The sequence below is a fragment of the Streptomyces sp. NPDC015171 genome (genome assembly GCF_043079545.1).
GTDB lineage: Bacteria > Actinomycetota > Actinomycetes > Streptomycetales > Streptomycetaceae > Streptomyces.
Genome location: NZ_JBIBUO010000009.1, coordinates 243,455 through 267,333, shown reverse-complemented (window position 1 = coordinate 267,333; position 23,879 = coordinate 243,455). Strand labels below are relative to the sequence as shown.

At 73.7% G+C, this 23,879-nt stretch carries 22 protein-coding genes and 2 riboswitches; of the genes, 12 read left to right on the top strand and 10 right to left on the bottom strand.

From position 1 onward, the window contains the following. Positions 1–53 precede the first annotated feature (53 nt). A riboswitch (cobalamin riboswitch) is annotated at positions 54–129 on the bottom strand. Between the two features lie 113 nt (positions 130–242). The 3 genes from ACF073_RS25250 to ACF073_RS25240 are packed head-to-tail and all read left to right on the top strand — an operon-like array spanning position 243 to position 3,666. Further along, positions 243–1,514, top strand: a complete 1,272-nt coding sequence (locus ACF073_RS25250; RefSeq protein ID WP_392073591.1) for a cobalamin biosynthesis protein CobG — start codon at positions 243–245, stop codon at positions 1,512–1,514. Next, positions 1,511–2,182, top strand: coding sequence for a precorrin-8X methylmutase (locus ACF073_RS25245; RefSeq protein ID WP_392073590.1), 672 nt, complete (start codon positions 1,511–1,513; stop codon positions 2,180–2,182). The genes ACF073_RS25250 and ACF073_RS25245 overlap by 4 nt, the downstream gene beginning before the upstream one ends. Beyond that, the gene (locus ACF073_RS25240) at positions 2,179–3,666 is read left to right on the top strand and encodes a precorrin-2 C(20)-methyltransferase (RefSeq protein WP_392073588.1); all 1,488 of its coding nucleotides are present in this window, start codon (positions 2,179–2,181) and stop codon (positions 3,664–3,666) included. Before ACF073_RS25245 ends, ACF073_RS25240 begins: the two co-directional genes overlap by 4 nt. A gap of 17 nt (positions 3,667–3,683) precedes the next feature. Here the strand turns inward: ACF073_RS25240 and ACF073_RS25235 are convergent, their stop codons facing one another. After that, positions 3,684–4,445 (bottom strand): cobalt-precorrin-6A reductase, encoded by a 762-nt coding sequence (locus ACF073_RS25235; RefSeq protein ID WP_392073587.1) that lies wholly within the window; start codon positions 4,443–4,445, stop codon positions 3,684–3,686. A gap of 41 nt (positions 4,446–4,486) precedes the next feature. Here ACF073_RS25235 and ACF073_RS25230 point away from each other — a divergent pair, with 41 nt between their 5' ends. Beyond that, positions 4,487–5,638: a cobalt-precorrin-5B (C(1))-methyltransferase gene (locus ACF073_RS25230; protein WP_392073585.1), complete on the top strand. Its 1,152-nt coding sequence runs from the start codon at positions 4,487–4,489 to the stop codon at positions 5,636–5,638. 19 nt (positions 5,639–5,657) lie between these two features. On the opposite strand, the gene ACF073_RS25225 is transcribed toward ACF073_RS25230, so the two are convergent. From ACF073_RS25225 to cbiE, 5 genes are all read right to left on the bottom strand, one after another. Further along, on the bottom strand, positions 5,658–6,647 hold the full coding sequence (locus tag ACF073_RS25225) for an ABC transporter substrate-binding protein (protein WP_392073583.1): 990 nt from the start codon (positions 6,645–6,647) through the stop codon (positions 5,658–5,660). Between the two features lie 9 nt (positions 6,648–6,656). Next, positions 6,657–7,424 carry an ABC transporter ATP-binding protein gene (locus tag ACF073_RS25220; RefSeq protein WP_392073581.1) on the bottom strand — a complete coding sequence of 256 codons (768 nt, stop codon included), beginning with the start codon at positions 7,422–7,424 and terminating at the stop codon, positions 6,657–6,659. A 2-nt stretch (positions 7,425–7,426) separates the two neighbouring features. Next, positions 7,427–8,482 carry a FecCD family ABC transporter permease gene (locus tag ACF073_RS25215; protein WP_392073579.1) on the bottom strand — a complete coding sequence of 352 codons (1,056 nt, stop codon included), beginning with the start codon at positions 8,480–8,482 and terminating at the stop codon, positions 7,427–7,429. 108 nt (positions 8,483–8,590) lie between these two features. Next, positions 8,591–8,726: riboswitch (cobalamin riboswitch) on the bottom strand. Positions 8,727–8,742: 16 nt separating this feature from the next. Next, positions 8,743–9,492, bottom strand: a complete 750-nt coding sequence (gene cobM, locus ACF073_RS25210; protein WP_392073578.1) for a precorrin-4 C(11)-methyltransferase — start codon at positions 9,490–9,492, stop codon at positions 8,743–8,745. After that, complete coding sequence (gene cbiE, locus ACF073_RS25205) at positions 9,489–10,751, bottom strand: precorrin-6y C5,15-methyltransferase (decarboxylating) subunit CbiE (protein WP_392073576.1); 1,263 nt, start codon at positions 10,749–10,751, stop codon at positions 9,489–9,491. The genes cobM and cbiE overlap by 4 nt, the downstream gene beginning before the upstream one ends. Before the next feature lie 145 nt (positions 10,752–10,896). Here cbiE and tsaD point away from each other — a divergent pair, with 145 nt between their 5' ends. Continuing rightward, positions 10,897–11,961 (top strand): tRNA (adenosine(37)-N6)-threonylcarbamoyltransferase complex transferase subunit TsaD, encoded by a 1,065-nt coding sequence (gene tsaD / locus ACF073_RS25200; RefSeq protein ID WP_392073574.1) that lies wholly within the window; start codon positions 10,897–10,899, stop codon positions 11,959–11,961. A gap of 125 nt (positions 11,962–12,086) precedes the next feature. Beyond that, a complete protein-coding gene (locus ACF073_RS25195; RefSeq protein WP_392073572.1) occupies positions 12,087–12,446 on the top strand; it encodes an antibiotic biosynthesis monooxygenase family protein in 360 nt (119 codons plus the stop codon). Positions 12,447–12,462: 16 nt separating this feature from the next. Here ACF073_RS25195 and ACF073_RS25190 read toward each other — a convergent pair whose 3' ends face one another. Beyond that, positions 12,463–13,656: an extracellular solute-binding protein gene (locus ACF073_RS25190; RefSeq protein WP_392073570.1), complete on the bottom strand. Its 1,194-nt coding sequence runs from the start codon at positions 13,654–13,656 to the stop codon at positions 12,463–12,465. 166 nt (positions 13,657–13,822) lie between these two features. Next, positions 13,823–15,271: a gamma-aminobutyraldehyde dehydrogenase gene (locus tag ACF073_RS25185; protein WP_392073568.1), complete on the bottom strand. Its 1,449-nt coding sequence runs from the start codon at positions 15,269–15,271 to the stop codon at positions 13,823–13,825. A 171-nt stretch (positions 15,272–15,442) separates the two neighbouring features. Here ACF073_RS25185 and ACF073_RS25180 point away from each other — a divergent pair, with 171 nt between their 5' ends. The 6 genes from ACF073_RS25180 (at position 15,443) to ACF073_RS25155 (ending at position 21,133) form a co-directional block, all read left to right on the top strand. Further along, on the top strand, positions 15,443–15,961 hold the full coding sequence (locus ACF073_RS25180) for an Lrp/AsnC family transcriptional regulator (RefSeq protein ID WP_392073565.1): 519 nt from the start codon (positions 15,443–15,445) through the stop codon (positions 15,959–15,961). Beyond that, positions 15,946–17,328: an aspartate aminotransferase family protein gene (locus ACF073_RS25175; RefSeq protein WP_392073564.1), complete on the top strand. Its 1,383-nt coding sequence runs from the start codon at positions 15,946–15,948 to the stop codon at positions 17,326–17,328. The genes ACF073_RS25180 and ACF073_RS25175 overlap by 16 nt, the downstream gene beginning before the upstream one ends. 193 nt (positions 17,329–17,521) lie before the next feature. Further along, complete coding sequence (locus ACF073_RS25170) at positions 17,522–18,262, top strand: ABC transporter ATP-binding protein (RefSeq protein ID WP_392073562.1); 741 nt, start codon at positions 17,522–17,524, stop codon at positions 18,260–18,262. After that, positions 18,244–19,656 (top strand): hypothetical protein, encoded by a 1,413-nt coding sequence (locus ACF073_RS25165; protein ID WP_392073560.1) that lies wholly within the window; start codon positions 18,244–18,246, stop codon positions 19,654–19,656. Before ACF073_RS25170 ends, ACF073_RS25165 begins: the two co-directional genes overlap by 19 nt. Positions 19,657–19,778: 122 nt before the next feature. After that, the gene (locus ACF073_RS25160; RefSeq protein ID WP_392073558.1) at positions 19,779–20,186 is read left to right on the top strand and encodes a VOC family protein; all 408 of its coding nucleotides are present in this window, start codon (positions 19,779–19,781) and stop codon (positions 20,184–20,186) included. Positions 20,187–20,440: 254 nt separating this feature from the next. Continuing rightward, positions 20,441–21,133, top strand: a complete 693-nt coding sequence (locus ACF073_RS25155; RefSeq protein ID WP_392073556.1) for an LAETG motif-containing sortase-dependent surface protein — start codon at positions 20,441–20,443, stop codon at positions 21,131–21,133. Between the two features lie 113 nt (positions 21,134–21,246). Here ACF073_RS25155 and ACF073_RS25150 read toward each other — a convergent pair whose 3' ends face one another. Beyond that, positions 21,247–22,266: an ABC transporter ATP-binding protein gene (locus ACF073_RS25150; protein WP_392073554.1), complete on the bottom strand. Its 1,020-nt coding sequence runs from the start codon at positions 22,264–22,266 to the stop codon at positions 21,247–21,249. After that, positions 22,266–23,867 carry an ABC transporter permease gene (locus ACF073_RS25145; protein ID WP_392073718.1) on the bottom strand — a complete coding sequence of 534 codons (1,602 nt, stop codon included), beginning with the start codon at positions 23,865–23,867 and terminating at the stop codon, positions 22,266–22,268. Before ACF073_RS25145 ends, ACF073_RS25150 begins: the two co-directional genes overlap by 1 nt. Positions 23,868–23,879 lie beyond the last annotated feature (12 nt).

Sequence of the window (23,879 nt, the reverse complement as noted above, 5' to 3'; positions counted from 1 at the left end):
GGGCAGTGGAGTTGGGGGTCTCCCCCTCGGGCGAAGCCGATCGCGGGGGAAGGGAGTTCCTGGCTCAACCGGCCTGGGGTGGCGGGTTTCACAGTGGCGGGACCGCGCCGGACTCGCACCGGCTTCCTCCCCTGTCGCCGTCGTGGCGGTTCGCGGACCAGATGATCCACTGCCGAGCATAGTAAGGGCGCTCGGCGAACGGGGAGCCTCCGGTGCTGGTGAGGGTAGGTATGCTCACGGCCATGCCCATGGCAGCCGAACCTCCGTCGCCCCAGGCCGTACCGGCCGTACGGGAGCGCGGTGACGCCTGCCCCGGTGCCCTTCGGCTGCACGCGGCGGACGACGGGGCGCTGGCCCGGGTACGGCTTCCCGGCGGCGTCCTGACCACCGGCCAGGCGCGGGCCCTCGGGCAGGCGGCCCGGCGGCTGGGCGACGGCGACATCCATCTGACGTCACGCGGCAACGCGCAGCTGCGCGGCCTCGCGGACGGGTGCGGCGCCGAGCTGGCGGCCGAGCTGGACGCCGCCGGTCTGCTGCCCTCGTGGGAGCACGAGCGGGTGCGCAACATCGTCGCCTCGCCGCTGTCCGGGCTGGACGGCGGCGGCCTGCGGGACGTGCGGCCCTGGCTGACGGCCCTGGACGCCGCGTTGTGCGCGAGCGGGGCCGCCCGGGGACTTTCGGGGCGGTTCCTGTTCGCGCTGGACGACGGGCGCGGTGACGTGGCCGGCCTCGGCGCGGACGTCGCGGTGCGCGCGGTCGGGGACGGCGGCGCGTGGCTCGCCCCCGGCTCGGTCCTGGTGGCCGCCGACGACGCGCCCCGCGCGGCGCTGCTGGCCGCCGAGACCTTCCTCGGGGCCGCGCGGTCGCACGCGGCACGGGTCTGGCGGGTGTCCGAACTCCCGCTGCCCGCAGCGGAGCTGAGCCGCCTGGTCCGCGCCCGCCTGACGGCCGAGGGCATCGGGCACGAGGAACGTCCCGGACCGGCCGGCGTGACCGGCGGCCCGCTGCCGGGAGCCGCCGGCGACGCGCTGTCCGTGCACGTGCCGCTCGGGCGGCTCTCGGCGGGCCAGTGGACGGAGCTGACCGAGGTCGCCGGCACCGAGCTGCGGCTGACCCCGTGGCGCGGCGTCGTCGTCCCCGTCGCGGGCACGGCCGCCTCCCGGACCGCCGGGTCGCTGGCGCGGCTCGCGGCGGCCGGCCTGGTCACCGACCCCGCCTCCCCGTGGCCGCGCGTGGGCGCCTGCGTCGGCCGGCCCGGCTGCGCCAAGGCGCACGCCGACGTACGGGCGGACGCGGCCCGTACGCTCGACGCGGTCGGCCGCCACGGCCCCGCCCTCTACTGGTCGGGCTGTGAACGGCGCTGCGGGCACCCGAGCGGCGACCACGTCGAGGTGGTCGCCGCACCCGGAGGCGGCTACCGTCTGTCGGCCACGACGGCCGGCACCGGCCCGCCGACCGCGTCAGCGGACGACCTCCGCCGGATACGCGCCGCCCTGGCGGACATCACCCCATGAGCCGCAAGACGACCGAGAGCGACGAGAAGAGCACCGTGACCACCCACGTCTACGAGAAGGACGGCGCGGCGATATACCGCCAGTCCTTCGCCACCATCCGCGACGAGGCGGACCTCGCGGGTCTGCCCGCCGATGTCAGCCAGGTCGCGGTGCGCATGATCCACGCCTGCGGAATGGTCGACCTGGTCCAGGACCTGGCCTACACGCCGGCGGTGGTGTCCCGGGCCCGTGCGGCGCTGCGCGCCGGCGCACCGATCCTCTGCGATGTGCAGATGGTGGCCAGCGGCGTCACCCGCAAGCGGCTGCCCGCCGGCAACGACGTGCTCTGCACCCTGTCCGACCCGGCCGTCCCCGGCCTCGCGGCCGAGCTCGGCACCACGCGCAGCGCCGCGGCGCTGGAGCTGTGGCGCGACCGGCTGGAGGGCGCCGTCGTCGCGGTGGGCAACGCCCCTACCGCTCTGTTCCGCCTGCTGGAGATGATCGAGGAGGGTGCGCCCCGGCCCGCCGCCGTCATCGGCGTGCCGGTCGGTTTCGTGGGCGCGGCCGAGTCCAAGGACGCGCTGGCCGCGCATCCCCTCGGCCTTGAGTACCTGGTGGTGCGGGGCCGCCGCGGTGGCAGCGCCATCGCCGCCGCCGCGCTCAACGCGATCGCGAGCGAGGAAGAGTGAGCGGCAAGCTGTACGGGGTGGGCCTCGGGCCCGGTGACCCCTCCCTGATGACCCTGCGCGCGGTCGAGGCCATCGCCGAGGCGGACGTCGTCGCGTACCACAGCGCCCGGCACGGGCGTTCCATCGCCCGCTCGATCGCGGCGAAGCACCTGCGCGCCGACCACATCGAGGAACCGCTGGTCTATCCGGTCACCACGGAGACCACCGACCACCCGGGCGGCTACCAGGGCGCGATGGAGGAGTTCTACACGGCGGCGGCGGCCCGGCTCGCCGCCCATCTCGACGCCGGCCGGACGGTGGCCGTGCTCGCCGAGGGCGATCCGCTCTTCTACGGCTCCTACATGCACATGCACAAGCGGCTCGCCCACCGCTACGACACCGAGGTCGTCCCCGGGGTCACCTCGGTGTCCGCCGCCGCCGCCCGGCTCGGCGCCCCGCTCGCCGAGGGCGAGGAGGTCCTGACCATCCTGCCGGGCACCCTGCCCGAGGAGGAGCTGACCGCGCGGCTGGCCGCCACGGACGCCGCGGTGGTGATGAAGCTCGGGCGCACCTTCCCGAAGGTGCGCCGTGCGCTGGAGCGCGCGGGACGGCTGGACGAGGCCCGGTACGTGGAGCGGGCCACCATGGGCGGCGAGCGCGTGGCCGAACTGGCCGACGTGGACCCGGAATCGGTGCCGTACTTCGCGGTGGCCGTGCTGCCGAGCCAGGTGGACGCCGGGCGGCCCGTGCGGGAGCGCGGCGAGGTCGTCGTGGTCGGGACCGGGCCGGCCGGTCCGCTGTGGCTGACGCCCGAGTCGCGCGGGGCGCTGGCCGCCGCCGACGACCTGGTCGGCTACACCACCTACCTCGACCGGGTTCCCCGGCGGCCGGGCCAGGAGCGGCACGGCTCGGACAACCGGGTGGAGGCCGAGCGCGCCGAGTTCGCCCTGCAACTGGCCCGGCGGGGACGCCGGGTGGCCGTGGTCTCCGGCGGCGACCCGGGGGTCTTCGCGATGGCCACGGCCGTCCTGGAGGCGGCCTCGCACGAGGAGTACCGGGACGTGCCGGTGCGGGTGCTGCCGGGGGTGACCGCCGCCAACGCCGCGGCGGCGCGGGCCGGCGCTCCGCTCGGCCACGACTACGCGACGCTCTCCCTGTCCGACCGGCTCAAGCCGTGGGAGGTCATCGCGGAGCGGCTGCGCGCGGCCGCCGCCGCCGACCTGGTGCTCGCCCTGTACAACCCCGGCTCGCACAGCCGCACCTGGCAGGTGGGCAAGGCACGGGAGCTGCTGCTCGAACACCGGGAGCCCGGGACGCCGGTGGTGGTCGCGCGGGACGTCGGCGGCCCGGGTGAGCGGGTGCGGATCGTGCGCCTCGGCGAGCTGGACCCGGCCGAGGTCGACATGCGCACGATCCTGCTGGTCGGTTCCTCGCAGACGCGGGTGGTGCGGCGGGGCGACGGCGAGGAGATCGCCTGGACGCCGCGCCGCTATCCGGAGGCGTGAGGCGGGCCCGGTTCCGGTCAGTACCCCGGGACCGGGCCCCGTCCGAGGCGTTCGCGGACCCACCGGGCCGCGCTTTCGGGATCCGCCGCTACGGGCAGGCCCTCGGGGGCGGGGGGCCTGCGGACCACGACGACGGGCAGCCCGGCCTCGCGGGCTGCGGCCAGTTTCGGCGCGGTGGCCGCCCCGCCGCTGTCCTTGGTGACGACGACGTCGACGCGGTGGCGCCGCAGCAGCGCCCGCTCCCCGTCGAGGGTGAAGGGCCCGCGGTCGAGCAGTACCTCCATGCGGGCGGGGTGCGGCGGCTCGGGCGCGTCCACGGACCGTACGAGGAACCACAGGTCGTCCAGGGCCGCGAAGGCGGCGAGGCCCATGCGGCCGGTGGTGAGGAAGACGCGCCGGCCGAGGGCGGGCAGGGCGCCGGCCGCCTCTTCGAGCGAGCCCGCCTCGTGCCAGCGGTCGCCCGCCACCGGGACCCAGCCGGGCCTGCGCAGGGCGAGCAGGGGAACATGACTGTCGGCGGCGGCCTGTGCGGCGTTGAAGCTGATCCTTCCGGCGAAGGGGTGGGTGGCGTCGACGACCGCGCCGACCCGGTGCTCGCGCAGCCATGCCGCGAGTCCCGCCGCCCCGCCGAAGCCGCCGACGCGCGTCTCGCCCGCCGGCAGCCGGGGGCTGGCGACCCGTCCGGCGAGGGAGCTGGTCAGGCGCAGCCCGGGGGTGGGGTGGAGCAGTTCGGCGAGCCGGCGGGCCTCCGTGGTGCCGCCGAGGATCAGCAGGTGCATGGGAGTCCGGTCCGTTCATGAGGGGCAGTGAGGTTCGAGGCATGGGTGAGGCGAGCGGTGCCGGCGGGGCGGGAGGCGCTGACCGGGCGAAGGGCGGTCGCGGCGCCCAGCTGGAGCACACGGGACTGCGGCACGGCTGGACCACCGGCGCCTGCGCGACCGCGGCCACGACGGCCGCGTACACCGCCCTGCTGACCGGTGAGTTCCCCGACCCGGTGACGATCAGGCTACCCAAGGGGCGGACGCCGTCGTTCGCGCTGGCCGCCGAGGAGCTGACCGGCGGGGTCGCGATGGCGGGGATCGTGAAGGACGCGGGCGACGACCCGGACGTCACGCACGGCGCGCTGGTCCGGGCCACCGTCCGGCGGCTGCCCGCGGGAAGCGGCGTCGTCTTCCGGGCGGGGCCCGGCGTGGGGACCGTGACCCGGCCGGGGCTGCCGCTGCCCGTCGGCGCGGCGGCCGTCAATCCGGTCCCCCGGCGGATGATGAGCGAGCACGTCGCCGAGGTCGCCGCACGCCACGGCGACGGCGGCGATGTGGAGATCACCGTCTCCGTCGACCACGGCGCGGAGATCGCCCGCTCCACCTGGAACCCGCGGCTCGGCATCCTCGGCGGGCTGTCGATCCTCGGCACCACCGGCATCGTGGTGCCGTACTCCTGCTCGGCCTGGATCGACTCGATCCGGCGCGGCGTGGACGTCGCCCGGGCGGCCGGCCGGACCCATGTGGCGGGGTGCACCGGTTCGACGTCGGAGAAGACGGTCGTCGCGGAGTACGGCCTGCCCGAGGACGCCCTGCTCGACATGGGCGACTTCGCGGGCGCGGTGCTGAAGTACATTCGCCGGCATCCGGTGGACCGTCTCACGATCTGCGGCGGCTTCGCCAAGCTGTCCAAGCTCGCCGCCGGCCATCTGGACCTGCACTCGGGCCGCTCCCAGGTCGACAAGGGGTTCCTCGCGGGACTGGCCCGGCAGGGCGGGGCCGACGAGGCGCTCGCCGCCGAGGTGGCCGCCGCCAACACGGGCCTGGCCGCGCTCCAGCTGTGCCAGGCCGCCGGGGTGCCGCTCGGCGACCTGGTGGCGCGGGCCGCGCGCGACGCGGCACTGGCCGTCCTGCGCGGCGCACCGGTCGCCGTGGACGTCGTCTGCGTCGACCGGGCGGGCGCGGTGGTGGGGCGCAGCGCGGTCCGGTAGGCGGGCGGTCACCGGACTCCTACCGGACCGTGCGCAGGTAGGCGCCGAGCCGGGCGATCGCCGACGGGTTGCGGGGGCTCTCGACCAGGTCGGCGTAGTCCAGGGTGACGATCCGCCGGTGCTTGACGGCGGAGACGTCGCGCAGCGGGGCGTAGGAGAGGAGGAACTTCTTCTTCTGCTCGGCGCCGACGTCTCCGTAGTCGCAGATGACGATGACGTCGGGGTCGCGTTCGACGACGGTCTCCCAGCCGGTCGTGGTCCAGGAGTCCGCCACGTCGTGCATGACGTTGACGCCGCCGGCCTCGGTGATGATCTGCTCCGGTGCGGCGTAGCGGCCGGAGGTGAAGGGCGTGTCCTGGCCGCTGTCGTAGAGGAAGACCGAGGGGCGGTCGGCGCCCCGTGGGGCCTTGGCCCGCACCTCCGCGATGCGCTTCTTGAAGCCGTCGATCAGCGCGGCGGCCCTCTTCTCGACGCCGAACAGCTTGCCGAGGTTGGTGAGATCGGCGTACAGGGCGTCCAGCGGCGGCATGATGCCGCGCGCGGACTCCGTCCGGCCGTTGCGGCAGGACTCGGTGAGGACGTACGAGGGGATGCCGAGCTTCTTCAGCGCGTCGGGGGTGAAGCCGCCGTCCTCACGGAAGCCGTAGTTCCAGCCGGCGAAGACGAGGTCGGCGTCGGCTTCGAGGACGTTCTCCTTGGTGAGCTGGTCCTTGGACAGCCACTTCACCTTGTCGTAGCCGTCCTTCCAGGGCACGGCGCCGAGGTCTCCCTTGTCGTCGGGCATGGCGAACCCGGCCATGCGGTCCTCCAGGCCGAGCGCGAACATCAGCTCGGTGATGCCGACGTCGTTGGTGACGACCCGCTCGGGGACCTTGTCGTACGTCACCTCGCGACCGCAGTTGGTGAGGGTGACCGCGGGGGAGGCGGCGTCCGGGGACGACTCCACCGTGGCACCGCAACCGGTGGCGGTCGCGGCGAGGCATACGGCGGCGGCGAGCAGCTTGCGCATGGGGGTCCTTCAGACGGTGGGCGGGAGCAGGTCGAACAGGAGCTGGAAGGCACCGGTCTCGGGGTGCCGTACGGGATGGGCGCGGATCCCGAACACCTCGGCCAGCAGCGCGGGTCCGAGGACCTCGTGGGGCGGCCCCGAGGCGACGATCCGGCCGCCGGCGATGACGTACAGGACGTCGCAGTGGGCGGCGGCGAGGTTGAGGTCGTGGAGCGCGGCCAGCACGGTCAGACCGCTGCCGCGGACCAGGGACAGGACGGTCAGCTGGTGCGCGACGTCGAGGTGGTTGGTGGGTTCGTCGAGGACCAGGACCCGGGGCCGCTGGGCCAGGGCCCGGGCGATCAGGGCCCGCTGCTTCTCGCCGCCGGACAGGCTGAGGAAGCCGCGGTCGGCGAGGTGGGTGACGCCGGTGCGGCTCATGGCCTCGGCGCAGATCTCGCGGTCGGCGGCGGCCGTGCGGTCGCGGTGCGGCAGCCGTCCCATGGCGACCACCTCGGCGACCGTGAAGTCGAACTCGGCCGCCGACTCCTGCGGCAGCGCGGCCAGGACGCGCGCGGCGGCCCGCGGGTCCATGGCGTGCAGATCGTCGCCGTCGAGGCGTACGGTTCCGCCGGCCGGCCGCAGGGCCCGGTACACGGAGCGCAGCAGGGTCGACTTGCCGCTGCCGTTGGGGCCGACGAGTCCGACGAACGCCCCGCTGTCCGCGGTGAGCCGGACGTCGTCGACGAGCCGTGCGCCGGCCGCCTCGATCGTGACGTGGTCGATGTCGAGTCGCATGCTCAGCGCCCTCCGAAGGCGTAGCCGCCGCGTCGCATCAGCAGCAGGAAGGCGGGCACCCCGACCACCGCGGTGATCACACCGACCGGCAGCTCGGCCGGGGCGAGCAGCAGCCGGGACAGCACGTCCGCCCAGACCAGCAGCACGGCTCCGGCGAGCGGGGCGACGGCCAGCACCCGCCGGTGGTCGGCGCCGACGAGCATCCGCACGACGTGCGGCACCATCAGTCCGACGAACCCGATGGCCCCGCTGACCGCGACCACGGTCCCGGTCACGGCCGCGGTGACGAGGAACAGCTCCCGGCGCAGCCGCGAGGGCCGCACCCCGAGCGCGGCCGAGGTCTCGTCGCCCATGGCGAGCGCGTTGAGGGATTCGGCCCGCCACCGCAGCCAGGCCCATCCGGCCAGCACGACGGCCGCGGCGAGCGGCACCCGGGACCAGGTCGCGCCGCCCAGGCTGCCCAGCAGCCACATCATCGCCGACCGGGCCGCCTCGCCCCGGGCCGCGCCGAACACCATGACCGTGGTGAGCGCCTCGAAGCCGTACGCCAGTGCCGTACCGGTCAGGATCAGCCGCAGCGGGGTCAGTCCGTGCGGCGAGCGTGCCACGGCGTAGACGAGCGCCATGGCCGCGAGTGCCGAGGCGAACGCCGAGGCCGACAGCGCCCACACCCCGAGTCCCGCGAACGCGCCGAGGAGGATGACGGCGTTGGCGCCCACCGCCGCGCCCGAGGAGATGCCGAGGACGAACGGGTCGGCCAGCGCGTTGCGGACCATCGCCTGCACGGCCACCCCGACGGCCGAGAGCCCGGCGCCGACGACGGCGGCGAGCAGCACCCGCGGCAGCCGGATCTCCCAGACGATGGTGTAGCCGGCCGCGTCCCGGGCGGGCAGCGTCGCGCCGGTGAGCCCCGCCCACAGGAAGCGCAGCACCTGCGCCCCGCCGATCCCGGCGGCCCCGAGCCCGACACCGCACACGAGGGAGAACAGGAGCAGCAGCCCGAGGGCCAGGCTGAGCGGCAGCACGGGTATCCGGCTGGGGGCCGTACTTCGGCGCACGGGAGGGGCCGTCCTTCACACGGGCCGCCTGCTGGACGTCGAGGAGGAGACAGCCCGTACGTCCGTGCCGGCTGCCCGGTCCCTTCTCGCAGTCCACGGCGAGCAGTCAACGGGTCGATGGACCTCCGCGGGCGATCGGGCTCGCGCGGCGACCGTCGGAGCGGTCGCCGTGCACACCGTTGCGGGTCAGCGCCGGACTCTCACCGGACTTCCCCCACGGGAGGCGAGGGGAGCCTAACAAACGGCCCCTGGCGTCCTGTTCAGCAGATGTGCCGCTCCCGCTCCGGCGAGTACAGGTGGCTGTCGCGGAACTGCTCGGCGCCGAGCGTGCGCCCGACCATGATCACCGCGGTGCGCAGCACGCCCGCCTCCTTCACCTTCTGCGCGATCTCGTCCAGCGTGCCGCGGATGATCAGCTCCTGGGGGCGGGAGGCGTAGGCGACGACAGCGGCGGGGCAGTCGGCGCCGTAGTGCGGCAGCAGTTCCTCGGCCACGCGGTCCGCGTAGCGGGCGGCCAGGTGCAGCACGAGCAGCGCGCCGCTGCGGCCGAGGGTGGCCAGGTCCTCGCCCTCGGGCATGGCGGTGGCGCGGTGGGCGACACGGGTGAGGATGACCGTCTGGCCGACGGTCGGCACCGTCAGTTCGCGCTTCAGGGCGGCGGCAGCGGCGGCGAAGGCGGGCACGCCGGGGACGACCTCGTAGGGCACCCCGGCGGCGTCGAGGCGGCGCATCTGCTCGGCGACCGCGCTGAACACGGAGGGGTCCCCGGAGTGCAGCCGGGCCACGTCGTGGCCCTCCTCGTGGGCGCGGACCAGCTCGGCGGTGATCTCGTCCAGGTCGAGCTGGGCGGTGTCCACCAGGCGGGCGTCCGGCGGGCACGAGTCGAGCAGTTCACGCGGGACGAGGCTGCCCGCGTACAGACAGACCCGGCAGGCGGCCAGCGTCCGGGCGCCGCGCACCGTGATCAGGTCGGCGGCGCCGGGGCCGGCGCCGATGAAGTACACGGTCATCTGTCTGCTCCAGGAAGGGGGGTGACGGGCTTGCGGACGGCCCACTGGGTGACCGGCATGGCCTGCCGCCAGCCGGTGAAGCCGCCCACGGGGACGGCGTGCGACACCGCGAGCCGCACCAGCTCGCCGCCGTGCCTGCGGTAGGCGCCGGCGAGCAGCGCCTCGGACTCCAGCGTGACGGTGTTGGCGACCAGCCGCCCGCCCGGGGGCAGCGCCGCCCAGCAGGTGTCGAGGAGAGCGGGGGCGGTGAGTCCGCCGCCGACGAACACGGCGTCGGGCGTGGGGAGTCCGGCCAGGGCGGCGGGGGCGGCACCGGTGACGACCCGCAGTCCGGGCACCCCGAGCCGTTCCGCGTTGCGCAGGATGCGCTCGGCCCGCACCGGGTCGCGTTCGACGGTGACGGCCCGGCACGCGGGGTGGGTGCGCAGCCACTCGACGGCGATCGAGCCGGACCCGCCGCCGATGTCCCACAGCAGTTCACCGGGTGCGGGGGCGAGCGCGCCGAGGGTGGCGGCGCGGATGTGCCTCTTGGTGAGCTGCCCGTCGTGCTCGTACGCCTCGTCCGGCAGCCCCGGTACGGCGCCCAGGCGCAGGGTGTCCGGTGCCCGGCGGCACACGACGGCGACGACGTTGAGCGGGTCGCCGGGCGGCTGCGTCCGCTCCCAGTCGTCGGCGGTGGTCTCCGTGCCCGTCCGTTCCCGGTCGCCGCCGAGCTGCTCCAGGACCCGCATCCGGCTCGGCCCGAAGCCGCGGTCCCGGAGGAGGGCGGCGATCTGTGCGGGCGTGCCGGCGTCGGCGCTGAGGACGAGCAGGCGCCGGCCTTCGTGCAGGGCGGCGGCGAGCCGGGCGGCGGGCCGGCCGACGAGCGTGACGACCTCGACGTCCTCCAGCGGCCAGCCGAGCCGGGCGGCGGCGTAGGACACGGACGACGGGTGGGGCAGGACGCGCGGCTCGGCGCCTTCCTCGGCCAGGGCGCGTCCGATGCCGTAGAACATCGGGTCGCCGCTGGCCAGCACGGCGACGCGGCGGCCGGCGTGCTCCGCGAGCAGCCGGGGGACGGCGGGGCGCAGGGGCGAGGGCCAGGCGACGCGCTCGCCGGCGCATTCGGGCGGCAGCAGGTCCAGTTGGCGCGGGCCGCCGATGAGGATCTCGGCCCGGCGCAGCGCGGCGCGGGACGGCTCGGGGAGCCCCGGCCAGCCGTCGGCCCCGATCCCGACGACGGTGACGGTGGACGGCGGGCCTGGTCGGGCGGGGGTCACTGCTGGATACCTCGGAGTGCGACGGGGACGGCAGAGGGCGCACTCTACTGGGCGCGCGCCCACCCGGCGGAGTCCGGGTTCACATCAACAGCGATCTTATTGCACACTGTTTGCAACAACATACTTCACGCAGAACGGGGCGGGCATGGGCTCTCCGATCGTGCTCGGAATCGAGTCGTCGTGCGACGAGACCGGGGCGGGGCTGGTGCGGGACGGGCGCCTGCTCGGCCACGCCGTGGCGTCGAGCATGGACGAGCACGCCCGCTACGGCGGAGTGGTGCCGGAGATCGCCTCCCGCGCCCATCTGCACGCCCTGCGCCCGGTGGTCGGGCGGGCACTGGACCAGGCGGGGCTGCGGCTCTCCGACATCGGCGCGGTCGCCGTCACCACGGGCCCCGGCCTGTCCGGCGCGCTGCAGGTGGGCCTCGCGGGCGCGAAGGGGATCGCCTACGCGCTGGGCGTTCCGCTCCACGGCGTCCACCACCTGGCCGGGCATGTCGCCGCCGACACCCTGGAGCACGGCCCGCTGCCCGATCCCTGCATGGTGCTGATCGTCTCCGGCGGCCACACCTCGCTGCTGCTCGTCCGCGACCTGGCCCGGGATCCGATCGCGCACCTCGGGGACACCCTCGACGACGCGGCCGGCGAGTGCTTCGACAAGGTCGCACGGGTCTTCGGGCTGCCCTACCCGGGCGGTCCGGCCATCGACCGGGCGGCGCGCGCGGGGGATCCGCGCGCCGTCCCCTTCCCCCGCCCGCTGCCGGGCTCGTACGACTTCTCCTTCTCGGGGCTGAAGACGGCCGCCGCCCGCTGGGCCGAAGGGCATGCCGGACGCGAGCTGCCGGTGGCCGACGGGGCGGCCTCGCTCCAGGAGGCCGTCGCCGACGTCCTGACCCGCAAGGCGGTGGCCGCCTGCGCCGAGCACGGGGTGGGCACGCTGGTCGTCGTCGGCGGAGTCGCCGCGAACTCGCGGGTGCGGTCGCTGGCCGAGGAGCGCTGCCGGGCGGCCGGCATCACCCTGCGCGTCCCGCCGCTCAGGCTGTGCACGGACAACGGCGCGATGATCGCGGCGGTCGGCGACCTTTTGGTACGGGCCGGAGCCGAGCCGGCACCGCTGAACGTGTCGATCGACCCGTCGGCCCCACTGGAGTACGCGACCCTGCACCCGGTCGCGGCCCGGGCACCGGCGACCGGAGCGGCAGCGGCCTGACCACCCGGCCGCCCCCTCCCGCTCCCCTCCGCCGGACGGGCCGCCTCCGATCGGACCGCCCCCGATCGGGCGAAAGAACGGCCTCCGGCGACAACCCCAGCCGGGGTAAGGGGAGAAATAACCCCATGACTGTTACCGTTCAGGTCGACACGACCCGCCCCGTGGTCACGCTCATCAATGTCTTCACGGTCTCCCCCGACCGCCAGGACGAGCTGATCGAGCTGCTCGTGCGCGCCACGGAGGAGACGATGAGGCACCAGCCCGGCTTCGTCCACGCCAACTTCCACGCCTCCCTCGACGGCGAACGCGTGATCAACTACGCGCAGTGGGAGACGGAGGAGCACTACCGGGCGATGCTCGCCAACCCCGAGGCCCGCGTCCACATGGTGCAGGCGGGAGAGATCGCGACGGACGTCCAGCCCCGCCTCTTCGAGGTCCGCTCGGCCCACCACCCCTCGCCCCAGGAAGCGACCACGCGCCGCTGAGCGCCGCGCCCGGAACTCACAGGCCCACGATCTTGTTCCACCGCCGGGCGAACTCCGTGCGTTCCGCGGCGGTGATGTCCCGGGCGATGGCCAGCCGGCGGCGCATGCCGGGGTCCGGGAAGATCAGGGGGTTGTCGGCGAGGGCCGCGGTCTCCCTGTCCTTGGCGTCGGCGAGGATCTCGCGGGCCGCCGGGACCGGGCAGACGTAGTTGACCCAGGTGGCGAGCTTCGCGGCGACGGCCGGGTCGTAGTAGTAGTCGATCAGCCGTTCGGCGTTCGCCTTGTGCCGGGCCCGGTCGGGGATCATCAGCGAGTCCGACCACAGCTCGGCGCCCTCCTCGGGGACGACGAAGTGGATGTCGGGATTGTCCGCCTGGAGCTGGATGACATCGCCCGAGTACGCCTGGCAGGCCAGGACATCCCCGCTGACCAGGTCCTTCGTGTAGTCGTTGCCGGTGAAGCGGCGGATCTGGCCCCGGTGCACCTGCCGCTCCACCTCGTCGCAGACCTGGTGGAAGTCGTCGGCGGTCCAGCGGGTGACGTCCACGCCGTTGCCCTGCATGAGCAGCGCGAAGGACTCGTCGAGGCCGGACAGCAGGGTCACCCGGCCCTTGAGGTCGCGCGCCCAGAGATCCTTCACATGCCGTATCTCGCGGCCGAGCTTGCGGCGGTCGTAGGCGATGCCGGTGATGCCGGACTGCCAGGGCACGGTGGACAGCCGGCCCTTGTCGAAGGCGGGCGAGCGCAGCAGCGGGTCGAGGTACTTCGCGACGTTCGGCTGCCGGGCGCGGTCCATCTTCTGCACCCAGCCGAGGCGGACGTACCGCGCGCACATCCAGTCGCTGATGACGATCAGATCGCGGCCGGTGGACTGGTGGTTCATCAGCGCCGGGCTGATCTTGCCGAAGAACTCGTCGTTGTCGTTGATCTCCTCCACGTAGTCGACGGAGATCCCGGTGCGCTTCTCGAACCCGTCCAGCGTGGGCCGCTTGTTCGGGTTGTCGTCGTCGGTGTCGATGTAGAGGGGCCAGTTCGCCCAGGTCAGCTTCTTGTCGGCAGCGGAGTCGTCGACGGCCGCCCGGTCGCCGGCCTCGACGTAGGCGGCGGGCACCCCGCAGCCGGCCAGGGCGCCGAACGCGGCGGTGCCGCCGAGGGCGCGCAGCAGAGAACGACGGGACAACGCGGTCGTACGAGAAGGTGTCTGGGCCACACCTGAAGCATGCCGCGCGGCCGGGCGCGGGGACAATCGACGCTGCGTCGAGCGGGCCGCCGCCTGCCCGACACCTTGTCGACACCGCCCCGCGGGCCGGGCGCCGCACGACGACGGCCCCGGACGGGGAGGTGTCCCGTCCGGGGCCGCTCGGGCGTCCTGGCGCTCAGCCGTCCAGCGACGTCATCACGTGCTTGATGCGGGTGTAGTCCTCGAAGCCGTACCCCGACAGGTCCTTGCCGTAGCCGGACTTCTTGAAGCCGCCGTGCGGCATCTCGGCGACCAGCGGGATGTGGGTGTTGATCCACACGCAGCCGAAGTCGAGCTTCTTGGACATGCGCATCGCGCGGGCGTGGTCCTTGGTCCACACCGAGGAGGCCAGCGCGTAGTCGACGCCGTTGGCCCACTCGACGGCCTGGGCCTCGTCCGAGAAGGACTGGACGGTGATGACCGGGCCGAAGACCTCGTTCTGGACGATCTCGTCGTCCTGCTTCAGGCCGGAGACGACGGTCGGGGCGTAGAAGTAGCCCTTGTCGCCGACCCGCTGGCCGCCCGCCTCGACCTTGGCGTGCGCCGGGAGGCGGTCGATGAAGCCGGAGACCTGCTTGAGCTGGTTCGGGTTGTTCAGCGGGCCGAACAGGACGTCCTCGTCGTCCGGCTGGCCGGTCTTGGTCTCGGCGGCGGCCTTGGCGAGCGCGGCGACGAACTCGTCGTGGATGCCCTCCTGGACGAGGACGCGGGTCGCGGCCGTACAGTCCTGGCCGGCGTTGAAGAAGCCCGCGACGGAGATGTCCTCGACGGCCTTGGCGATGTCGGTGTCCTCGAAGACGACGACCGGGGCCTTGCCGCCCAGCTCCAGGTGGACCCGCTTGAGGTCCTTGGCGGCGGACTCGGCGACGGACATGCCCGCGCGCACGGAGCCGGTGATGGAGGCCATCGCCGGGGTCTCGTGCTCGACCATCGCGCGGCCGGTGTCACGGTCGCCGCAGATGACGTTGAAGACGCCCTTGGGCAGCACCGAGCCGATGATGTCGGCGATCAGGACGGTGGAGGCGGGGGTGGTGTCCGACGGCTTCAGGACGACCGTGTTGCCCGCGGCGATGGCCGGGGCGAACTTCCATACGGCCATCATCATCGGGTAGTTCCACGGCGCGACCTGCGCGCAGACGCCGACCGGCTCACGGCGGACGATCGAGGTCATCCCGTCCATGTACTCGCCGGCCGAGCGGCCCTCCAGCATCCGGGCCGCACCCGCGAAGAAGCGGATCTGGTCGACCATCGGCGGGATCTCCTCGGAGCGGGTGAGCCCGATCGGCTTGCCCGTGTTCTCCACCTCGGCCGCGATCAGCTCCTCGGCGCGCTCCTCGAACGCGTCGGCGATCTTCAGGAGGGCCTTCTGCCGCTCGGCGGGCGTCGTGTCGCGCCAGGCCGGGAAGGCCGCCGCGGCGGCCGCCATGGCGGCGTCCACGTCCGCCTGTCCGGACAGCGGCGCGGTCGCGTACGCCTCACCCGTGGCGGGGTTGACCACCTCGGTGGTCCGTCCGTCGGCGGCGTCACGGAACTCACCGTCGATGTAGTTGCGGAGTGTGCGCAGCCCACGCAGCTCGGTGCTCACTGCCGGCCTCCTGAATCTGGTTCTGACTGTCCAATCACTGAGACACCCACCCTAGTCGCCATACCCGCGTTTTCAACACCCCCACCCCCGCCACATCTGCGAAATCCGTAGAGCCCGGTCCCTCAGACAACGAATTTCATCGCTTGGGCCTTGCGAAACTGTCGAGACGTCGTGCACAGTGAAGTCGTGGCCAGTCGAAGCGCAGACCAGAGGGACTCGTCCCGCGAGTCCAGGAACGGCACCCCCCAGCTGGATGCCGTCTCCCTCGCCATCATTCAGCAGCTGCAGGAGGACGGCCGGCGGCCGTACGCCGCGATCGGCAAGGCCGTGGGCCTGTCCGAGGCGGCCGTGCGCCAGCGCGTCCAGAAGCTGCTGGACCAGGGCGTGATGCAGATCGTCGCCGTCACGGACCCGCTCACCGTGGGCTTCCGCCGGCAGGCGATGGTCGGGATCAACGTCGAAGGCGACGTCGAGTCGATCGCGGACGTGCTGACCGACATGTCGGAAGTCGAGTACGTGGTGATGACCGCGGGCTCGTTCGACATCCTCGCGGAGATCGTCTGCGAGGACGACGACCACCTGCTGGACGTCATCAACAAACGCATCCGGGCGCTGCCCGGGGTGCGCTCCACCGAGAGCTTCGTCTACATGAAGCTGAAGAAGCAGACCTACATGTGGGGAACCCGATAACCGTGAGTTCAAAGGACCTCAGCAAGACCGCGTACGACCACCTGTGGATGCACTTCACCCGCATGTCCTCGTACGAGAACTCCCCCGTCCCGACGATCGTCCGGGGTGAGGGCACCTACATCTACGACGACAAGGGCAAGCGCTACCTGGACGGTCTCGCGGGTCTGTTCGTGGTCCAGGCCGGTCACGGCCGCACGGAGCTGGCCGAGGCCGCCTTCAAGCAGGCCCAGGAGCTGGCCTTCTTCCCGGTGTGGTCGTACGCGCACCCCAAGGCCGTCGAGCTGGCCGAGCGCCTGGCCCACCACGCCCCGGGCGACCTGAACAAGGTCTTCTTCACCACCGGCGGCGGCGAGGCCGTGGAGACCGCCTGGAAGCTCGCCAAGCAGTACTTCAAGCTCCAGGGCAAGCCGACCAAGTACAAGGTCATCTCCCGCGCGGTCGCCTACCACGGCACCCCGCAGGGCGCCCTGTCCATCACCGGCCTGCCGGCCCTGAAGGCCCCCTTCGAGCCGCTGGTCCCCGGCGCGCACAAGGTGCCGAACACCAACATCTACCGCGCGCCGCTCTTCGGCGACGACCCGGAGGCCTTCGGCCGCTGGGCCGCCGACCAGATCGAGCAGCAGATCCTCTTCGAGGGCCCGGAGACGGTCGCCGCGGTCTTCCTGGAGCCCGTGCAGAACGCCGGCGGCTGCTTCCCGCCCCCGCCCGGCTACTTCCAGCGGGTCCGCGAGATCTGCGACCAGTACGACGTGCTGCTCGTGTCGGACGAGGTCATCTGCGCCTTCGGCCGCCTCGGCACGATGTTCGCCTGCGACAAGTTCGGCTACGTCCCGGACATGATCACCTGCGCCAAGGGCATGACCTCGGGCTACTCCCCGATCGGCGCCTGCATCGTCTCCGACAAGCTCGCCGAGCCGTTCTACAAGGGCGACAACACCTTCCTGCACGGCTACACCTTCGGCGGCCACCCCGTGTCGGCCGCGGTGGGCCTCGCCAACCTCGACCTGTTCGAGCGCGAGAACATCAACCAGCACGTGCTGGACAACGAGGGCGCCTTCCTGCAGACCCTGCAGAAGCTGCACGACCTGCCGATCGTCGGCGACGTCCGCGGCAACGGCTTCTTCTACGGCATCGAGCTGGTCAAGGACAAGGCGACGAAGGAGTCCTTCAACGACGAGGAGACCGAGCGCGTCCTGTACGGCTTCCTCTCCAAGGCGCTCTTCGAGAACGGCCTGTACTGCCGTGCCGACGACCGCGGCGACCCGGTCATCCAGCTCGCCCCGCCGCTGATCTCCAACCAGGAGACCTTCGACGAGATCGAGCAGATCCTGCGCGCGACCCTGACGGAGGCGTGGACGAAGCTCTGAGCTGCGTACCTCTGATCAGCTGATCAACACCGGCCCCGGTGCCGCCCGTTCGAGTGAGAACGGCGGTCCGGGGCCGTGTGCTGTCCGGCCTCCCGGTAACGGCTGCCTAGCGTTCCAGTGACCGATCGGCCCAGCCTTCGTTCCCTCGGACGAGGGATCAGGCACGGGACAAACGGAACCGAGGTGTACGCCTATGGAGGCCCCGCCGGACAACGACGTGCTCTGGGCACGCTCCCTGCACTTCAGGCACCGCGACGGCTCCCCCGGACTCACCGGGGTCTCGCTCGGCGTACGGGAGGGCGAGATCCTCGCCGTCACCGGCCCCCGCGGCAGCGGCAAGACGACCCTGCTGCGCTGCCTGTCCGGTCTGGTGCCGGTGCGAGGCGGCGAGGTCTGGTTCAACAGCTCGCCCGTGCACACCCTGGGCCCGATGGCCCGCGAGCGGCTGCGCCGGGACCGCTTCGGCTGGATCGACCCCGAGCCGTTCCTCGTCCCCGAGCTGAACGTCTGGGAGAACGCCGCGCTCCCGCTGATGCTGCGCGGCACCGGCCGCCGCCGGGCCAAGGCGGCGGCGCTGGAGTGGCTGGAGCGCCTCGACGTCGGCGACAAGGCCCGCAGCCGGCCGCGCGAGCTGCTGCACGCCGAGCGCCAGCGCGTCGCCATCGCCCGCGCGCTCGCCCCCGGACCCTCGGTCCTCTTCGCCGACGAGCCCACCGCCCCGCTGCACCGTGCCGACCGCACCCATGTACTGCGCACCCTGGTCTCGGCCGCCCGCTCGCACGGCATCACGGTCGTCCTCGCCACGCACGACCCCGACACCGCCGCCCTCGCCGACCGCACGGTGTCCCTGCTGGACGGGCGACGCGTGCACACCGTGCAGCTGCCGGACGCCCCCGACACGGAGGGCCGGGCCGCGTGCTCAGTCTCCGTCTGACCGGCGCCGCACGGCCGGCCGTCCAGCTGCGCCGGCTGCTGGTCGCCGCGGCCTCGGCGGGCACCGGCTTCCTGCTCCTGGCCTGCCTCGGCCACGCCCTGCACCACCCGGACGACGCGCGCGGCGCCGCGCTGCGCCTGGCCTGGTGCGCCGTGCCGCTCGCCGCCACGGTGTACTTCGCGCTCGCGGTCGCCCGCACCGACCCCGGCACCCGGCCGCGCACCGGACTGTCCGCCGTGGGCCTCGGCCCGGCCCGTCTCATGGCCTTCTCGGCCCTGACGACCGCCCTGTCCTGCACCCTCGGATCGCTGCTCGCCCTGCTGGTCTTCCTGCACCTGCGCGGCGATCTGCGCGGCCTGCCGTTCGACGGCGCGGCGGCGGACTTCCTGGCGGCGGACCACTCACTCCCCGTACCGGCGGCCCTGACCCTGCTGGCCGTGCTCCCGGCGACGACGACCACGGCGGTGGCGCTGGCGCTGCGCCCCAGGGACCCCCGCCCGGCCCGCCCGGGCCCCCGCAGGTTCGGCCGCTTCGGCGCGAACGGCAGCGCGCCGGCCCGGGACTCGTTCGGCGCCTACGGCCGCTTCGGCGCCCGCGTCGGCCGCCGCCCGGCGCCGGGGGCCGACGACGGCGGGCAGCCCGCGCCCGGACCCGGAGACGCTCCCGCCGCTGAGGCCGCACAGGCCGCTCCCGCCGCGCAGGCCGCAGAGGCCGCGCAGGCCGGCCCGGACGGCGAGACGGCCGCGCCCGGTACGACGACCGGTCCCGAGCCCGCCACCACGGACGCCGAATGGACCTACGTGGACCCCGTGCCGTCCGCCGGCGCCCCCGTCGGTCTCCCCTGGGGCATCGCCCTCCTCACCGCCGGCCTGGCCGTGCAGGCGTACGCGGGCCGCCCCGCCCCCACGCCCTGGCTCGCCGTGCTCCTCGGCTGGTTCCTCACCGGCACCGGCCTGGTCCTGGCCTCCCCCGGCCTCACCCACCTCTGCGGCCGGATCATCCAGTCCAGCCGCCCCGGCGCGCTCCGGCTGCTCGCCGGTCGGGTCCTGATGACGGAGGCCGCCCGGATCGGCCGCCCCCTCGGCGTGGTCTGCGCGGTGGCCGCCGCCGGGTACGCCGTGACCGCCCTGTACGACGGGCCGTACGCCGGCCTCGGCCCGCTGTCCGCCCTCGGCGCGCTCGTCGTCGGCGGCTGCACGGTCGCGACCCTCCTCACCTCCGCCGTGGAGGCCCGCCAGTGCCGGGCCGGCACCACCGCCGCGCTGCTCCGCCTGGGCGCCCCGGCCGCCATGCTGCGGGTGGCCGCCGCCCTCCGCACCATCGCCCTGCTCGCCCTGTTCGGCCCGCTCGTCCTGGCGCTCGCCGCGCTGTCGGCCCTGTCCCTGGGCCGCTGACCGTCCGGCCGCGCGCGAGGTCGCCGGTCGCCGGCGCCCCGGTCACCGATGAGTCCGGAGCGGACCGCCGGTCTACCCCCCGAACGCGACGAACGCGCACGACCCCGACCGGGAGAGGCCCCATGTACCAGCAGATGATCTTCGTGAACCTGCCCGTGAACGACCTCGACGCCTCGAAGAAGTTCTTCACGGAGCTGGGCTACACGATCAACCCGCAGTTCAGCGACGAGAACGCGGCCTCCGTGGTGATCAGCGACACCATCGTCGCGATGCTGCTGACCAAGCCGTTCTACGCCACCTTCACCCAGAAGGAGATCGCGGACGCGACGGCCGTCAGCGAGGTGCTGATCTGTCTGAGCGCCGAGAGCCGCCAGAAGGTGGACGAGCTGGTCGACAACGCCATCGCGGCCGGCGGCACGGCGAGCGGCCGGACCCAGGACCACGGCTTCATGTACGGCCGCGCCTTCGACGACCTCGACGGCCACACCTGGGAGGTCATGTGGATGGACCCGGCGGCCGTCCAGGGCTGAACCGCCCGGCCCGCACCAAGTCCGCCCCGTATCGCCCTCGTTGACCGGAACGAGCGGCATCAGAGGCATTCAAACGTCCGGGTGGTTAATAAGCGGGCAAAGTCAACGCTCGTTGACGGCATATGCGTTGACACTGCTTATGGAGCGCTTATAAACCTGTGAGCCTCCCGGGGGTGCTGGGGCCTCACCTCATCCTCGCCCCAACTCCTCCGCAACCCCCCGCAATTGCACTCTGTAAAGGACAAACGTTGTCCATGACTCGCCGTAGCGTACGCCGTTCCGTACGCATCCTGGGTGTGGCCTCCGGGTCGACGGCGCTGGTGCTGGGCCTGGCAGGCTCCGCTCTCGCGTGCAACATCAAGGACTTCTCCGCAGAAGCCAAGTGCGACGGCGACAAGGGCGTCATCGTCGTCACCGACACCGACGCCTCCGCCGTCCAGGCCACCGTCACCGTCTTCCTCAAGGGCGTCGGCGGCATCGAGACCAAGGTCGGCGAGCAGCCGGTCACGGGGTCGAAGGAGGGCGCCCGGATCACCTTCGCCGAGGACTGGAAGCCGAACGCCACCTACCGGGTGCACGTCAAGGCCGAGCGGGCCGTCGACGAGGACATACAGCCCGATCTGGTGACCCCCTCCACCGCCTGCAAGACCGAGAGCCAGACCCCGACGCCGCCGGCCTCCACGACGCCGTCGTCCTCCCCGTCGGAATCCGCCCCGGCCGAGTCGGCGACCCCGACCCCGGCGCCGTCCGCCTCCGAGTCCAGCACCGCCCCCGCGGACACCTCGGGCAACGCGCCCTCCCCGGCCGCCGGTGACTCGAACCTCGCCGAGACCGGTGCGAACTCCAACACCGGCCTGATCGCCGGCCTGGCGGCCGCCCTGGTCGTCGTCGGCGGCGGCGCGGTCTGGTTCGGCATGCGCCGCCGCGGAGCGAGCCGCGACAGCTGACACCGGGCCGCCGCACCGCTCACGGCGCCCCACTCGCGTACCCCCCGCGGCCCGTCCCCCTATCCCCAGGGAACGGGCCGCGGTGGTGTGCCGGTGCCGCGTCCGGGCCCGGATCAGTCGAGGACGACGGTCTCGGCCGCGTCGAACTCCACGCCGGCCAGGGCACCGGGCTCCGGCGTGTCGCGCAGCGCGCAGGCCGCTTCGATCCGCGGCCCGTCCACCGGCTGAAGGTGCACGGAGACATGGGTGCCCTTGAAGGTGCGGGCGGTCACCGTGCAGGCCAGCCCCTGGTCGGCCGGCACCAGCCGCACCCCGGCGGGGCGGACGAGGACGGTACGGCCGCCCTGCGGCGAGCCGTCGGGCACCGGCAGCTTGCCCCACGGGCTGTCCGCGACCGTGCCCGCGACCGTCGCCGGCACCACGTTCTCGAAGCCGAGGAAGCGGGCCACGAACGCGTCGGCGGGCCGCTGCCACACCTCGATCGGCGTCCCGGACTGCGCGATCCGCCCGTCCCGCATCACCACCACCCGGTCGGCCAGCGCGAACGCCTCGCCCTGGTCGTGGGTCACGGCGAGCACGGTCGTGCCCAACCGGCCGAACAGCTCCCGCAGTTCGACCACGAGCCGCTCCCGCAGCGAGCGGTCGAGCTGGCCGAGCGGTTCGTCCAGCATGAGCAGCCGGGGGCGGGGCGCCAGCGCCCGGGCGAGGGCCACGCGCTGCTGCTCGCCGCCGGACAGCGCGGCGACCGCCCGCCGGGCGGCACCCGGCAACCCGACCAGCTCCAGCAACTGGCCCACCTCGGCGTCCCGTTCGCCCTTGGTGACGCCGTGCATCCGCAGCCCGAACGCCACGTTCGCGCCGACGTCCCGCTGCGGGAACAGCTGGTGGTCCTGGAACATCAGCCCGACGCCCCGCTTGTGCGCGGGCACGCCCCGCTGGTCGCGCCCGCCGAGCAGCACCCGCCCGGAGTCCAGCGGCTGCAGACCGGCGACGGCCCGCAGCAGCGTCGACTTGCCGCTGCCGCTGGGGCCGAGCACACACACCACCTCGTGCTCGGCGACATCGAGACCGACCGCGTCGAGCACGGCCCGCCCGCCGAACCGCACGGTCGCGGCATCCAGGCTCAGCAGCATCAGAACTCCCCCGTCCGGTCGGTCCGCAGCCGCTCGAGGATCAGCAGCGCGGCGGCGCACACCACCATCAGAATCGTCGAAAGGGCCATCGCCTGGCCGTAGTTGAGATCGCCGGGGCGGCTGAGCAGCCGGGCCACGGCGACCGGGAGCGTGGGGTTGTCGGGCCGGGCGATGAACACCGTCGCCCCGAACTCGCCCAGCGACACGGCGAACGCGAACCCGGCGGCGACCAGCAGCGCCCGCCGCACCATCGGCAGATCGACCTCCCGCCACACCCGCCAGGGCGAGGCCCCGAGCACGGCGGCGGCCTCCCTGAGGCGGACGTCCACCGCGCGCAGCACGGGCAGCATCGTCCGGACGACGAAGGGGGCGCCGACCAGCGCCTGGGCGAGCGGCACCAGGATCCACGACTGGCGCAGGTCCAGCGGCGGCTTGTCGAGCGCGATGAGGAAGCCGAAGCCGACGGTCACGGCGGAGACGCCGAGCGGCAGCATCAGCAGCGCGTCGAAGCCCCGTACCAGCCGTCCCGCGTCCCGGCGGGCCAGCGCGGCGGCGGCGAGAGCGCCGATCACCACGGCGATGGCGGTCGCGGCGGCAGCGTACTCCAGCGAGGTCCACACCGCCTGCACGGGCGCCACCAGGAACGTACCGCCGTCCGCGTCGGCCAGCGCCCGGTAGTAGCCGAAGCCGGGCGCGTCGAGCGAGCGCCGCACGAGCACGGCGAGCGGCAGGACCAGGAGCAGCGCGATGGTGCCGAGGACCCCGGCGAGCAGCGCCCGCTGCCCGGCCCCGCGCGGCCGGCGGGCGGTGCCGGAGGCGTCCACCAGCCGCAGGGCGCTCTCCCGGCGCCGTACCGTCCAGGCGTGCACGGCCAGGATCGCGCCGACCGCGGCGAACTGGACGAGGGTGAGGACGGCCGCCGTGGACAGGTCGAAGATCTCGGAGGTCTGCCGGTAGATCTCCACTTCGAGGGTGGAGAAGGCGGGGCCGCCGAGGATCTGCACCACACCGAAGGAGGTGAAGGTGAACAGGAACACCATCAGGGCGGCGGCGGCCACGGCGGGCCCGAGCGCGGGCAGCGTGACCTTCCGCCACGCGCCCAGCGGGGAGGCGCCCAGCATCCGGGCGGCCTCCTCCTGCCGGGGGTCGAGCTGGGCCCACAGCCCGCCGACGGTCCGTACGACGACGGCGTAGTTGAAGAAGACATGGGCGAGCAGGATCGCCCACACCGTGGTGTCGAGCCGTACCCCCCACAGCTCGTCCAGGAGGCCGTGGTGTCCGACCAGCGCCAGGAAGGCGCTGCCGGCCACCACGGTCGGCAGCACGAAGGGAACCGTGACGACGGCCCGCAGCACCTGCTTGCCCGGGAAGTCGAGGCGGGCGAAGACATAGGCGGCGGGCAGCGCGAGCAGCAGGGTGAGCGCGGTGGAGGCGAGCGCCTGCCAGGTGGTGAACCACAGCACGTGCCGGATGTCCGGCTGCGCGAGGACGTCCGCGATCCGCCCGAACCGCCAGACGCCGTCGGCCTTCAGTCCGCGGACGACGATCGCGGCCACCGGCCAGGCGAAGAACAGCGCGAAGAACGCGACCGGCAGGGCCATCAGCCCGAGCCG

Bases quoted from the DNA above. Each gene is read 5' to 3' on its own strand.
- ACF073_RS25160 (WP_392073558.1), top strand. From the start codon at position 19,779: ATGTACCAGCAGATGATCTTCGTGAACCTGCCCGTGAACGACCTCGAC.
- ACF073_RS25195 (WP_392073572.1), top strand. From the start codon at position 12,087: ATGACTGTTACCGTTCAGGTCGACACGACCCGCCCCGTGGTCACGCTC.
- ACF073_RS25220 (WP_392073581.1), bottom strand. From the start codon at position 7,424: ATGCGACTCGACATCGACCACGTCACGATCGAGGCGGCCGGCGCACGG.
- tsaD (WP_392073574.1), top strand. From the start codon at position 10,897: ATGGGCTCTCCGATCGTGCTCGGAATCGAGTCGTCGTGCGACGAGACC.
- ACF073_RS25250 (WP_392073591.1), top strand. From the start codon at position 243: ATGCCCATGGCAGCCGAACCTCCGTCGCCCCAGGCCGTACCGGCCGTA.
- ACF073_RS25145 (WP_392073718.1), bottom strand. From the start codon at position 23,867: ATGGCCCTGCCGGTCGCGTTCTTCGCGCTGTTCTTCGCCTGGCCGGTG.
- ACF073_RS25230 (WP_392073585.1), top strand. From the start codon at position 4,487: ATGGGTGAGGCGAGCGGTGCCGGCGGGGCGGGAGGCGCTGACCGGGCG.
- ACF073_RS25170 (WP_392073562.1), top strand. From the start codon at position 17,522: ATGGAGGCCCCGCCGGACAACGACGTGCTCTGGGCACGCTCCCTGCAC.
- cobM (WP_392073578.1), bottom strand. From the start codon at position 9,492: ATGACCGTGTACTTCATCGGCGCCGGCCCCGGCGCCGCCGACCTGATC.
- ACF073_RS25245 (WP_392073590.1), top strand. From the start codon at position 1,511: ATGAGCCGCAAGACGACCGAGAGCGACGAGAAGAGCACCGTGACCACC.
- ACF073_RS25155 (WP_392073556.1), top strand. From the start codon at position 20,441: ATGACTCGCCGTAGCGTACGCCGTTCCGTACGCATCCTGGGTGTGGCC.
- ACF073_RS25235 (WP_392073587.1), bottom strand. From the start codon at position 4,445: ATGCACCTGCTGATCCTCGGCGGCACCACGGAGGCCCGCCGGCTCGCC.
- ACF073_RS25150 (WP_392073554.1), bottom strand. From the start codon at position 22,266: ATGCTGCTGAGCCTGGATGCCGCGACCGTGCGGTTCGGCGGGCGGGCC.
- ACF073_RS25225 (WP_392073583.1), bottom strand. From the start codon at position 6,647: ATGCGCAAGCTGCTCGCCGCCGCCGTATGCCTCGCCGCGACCGCCACC.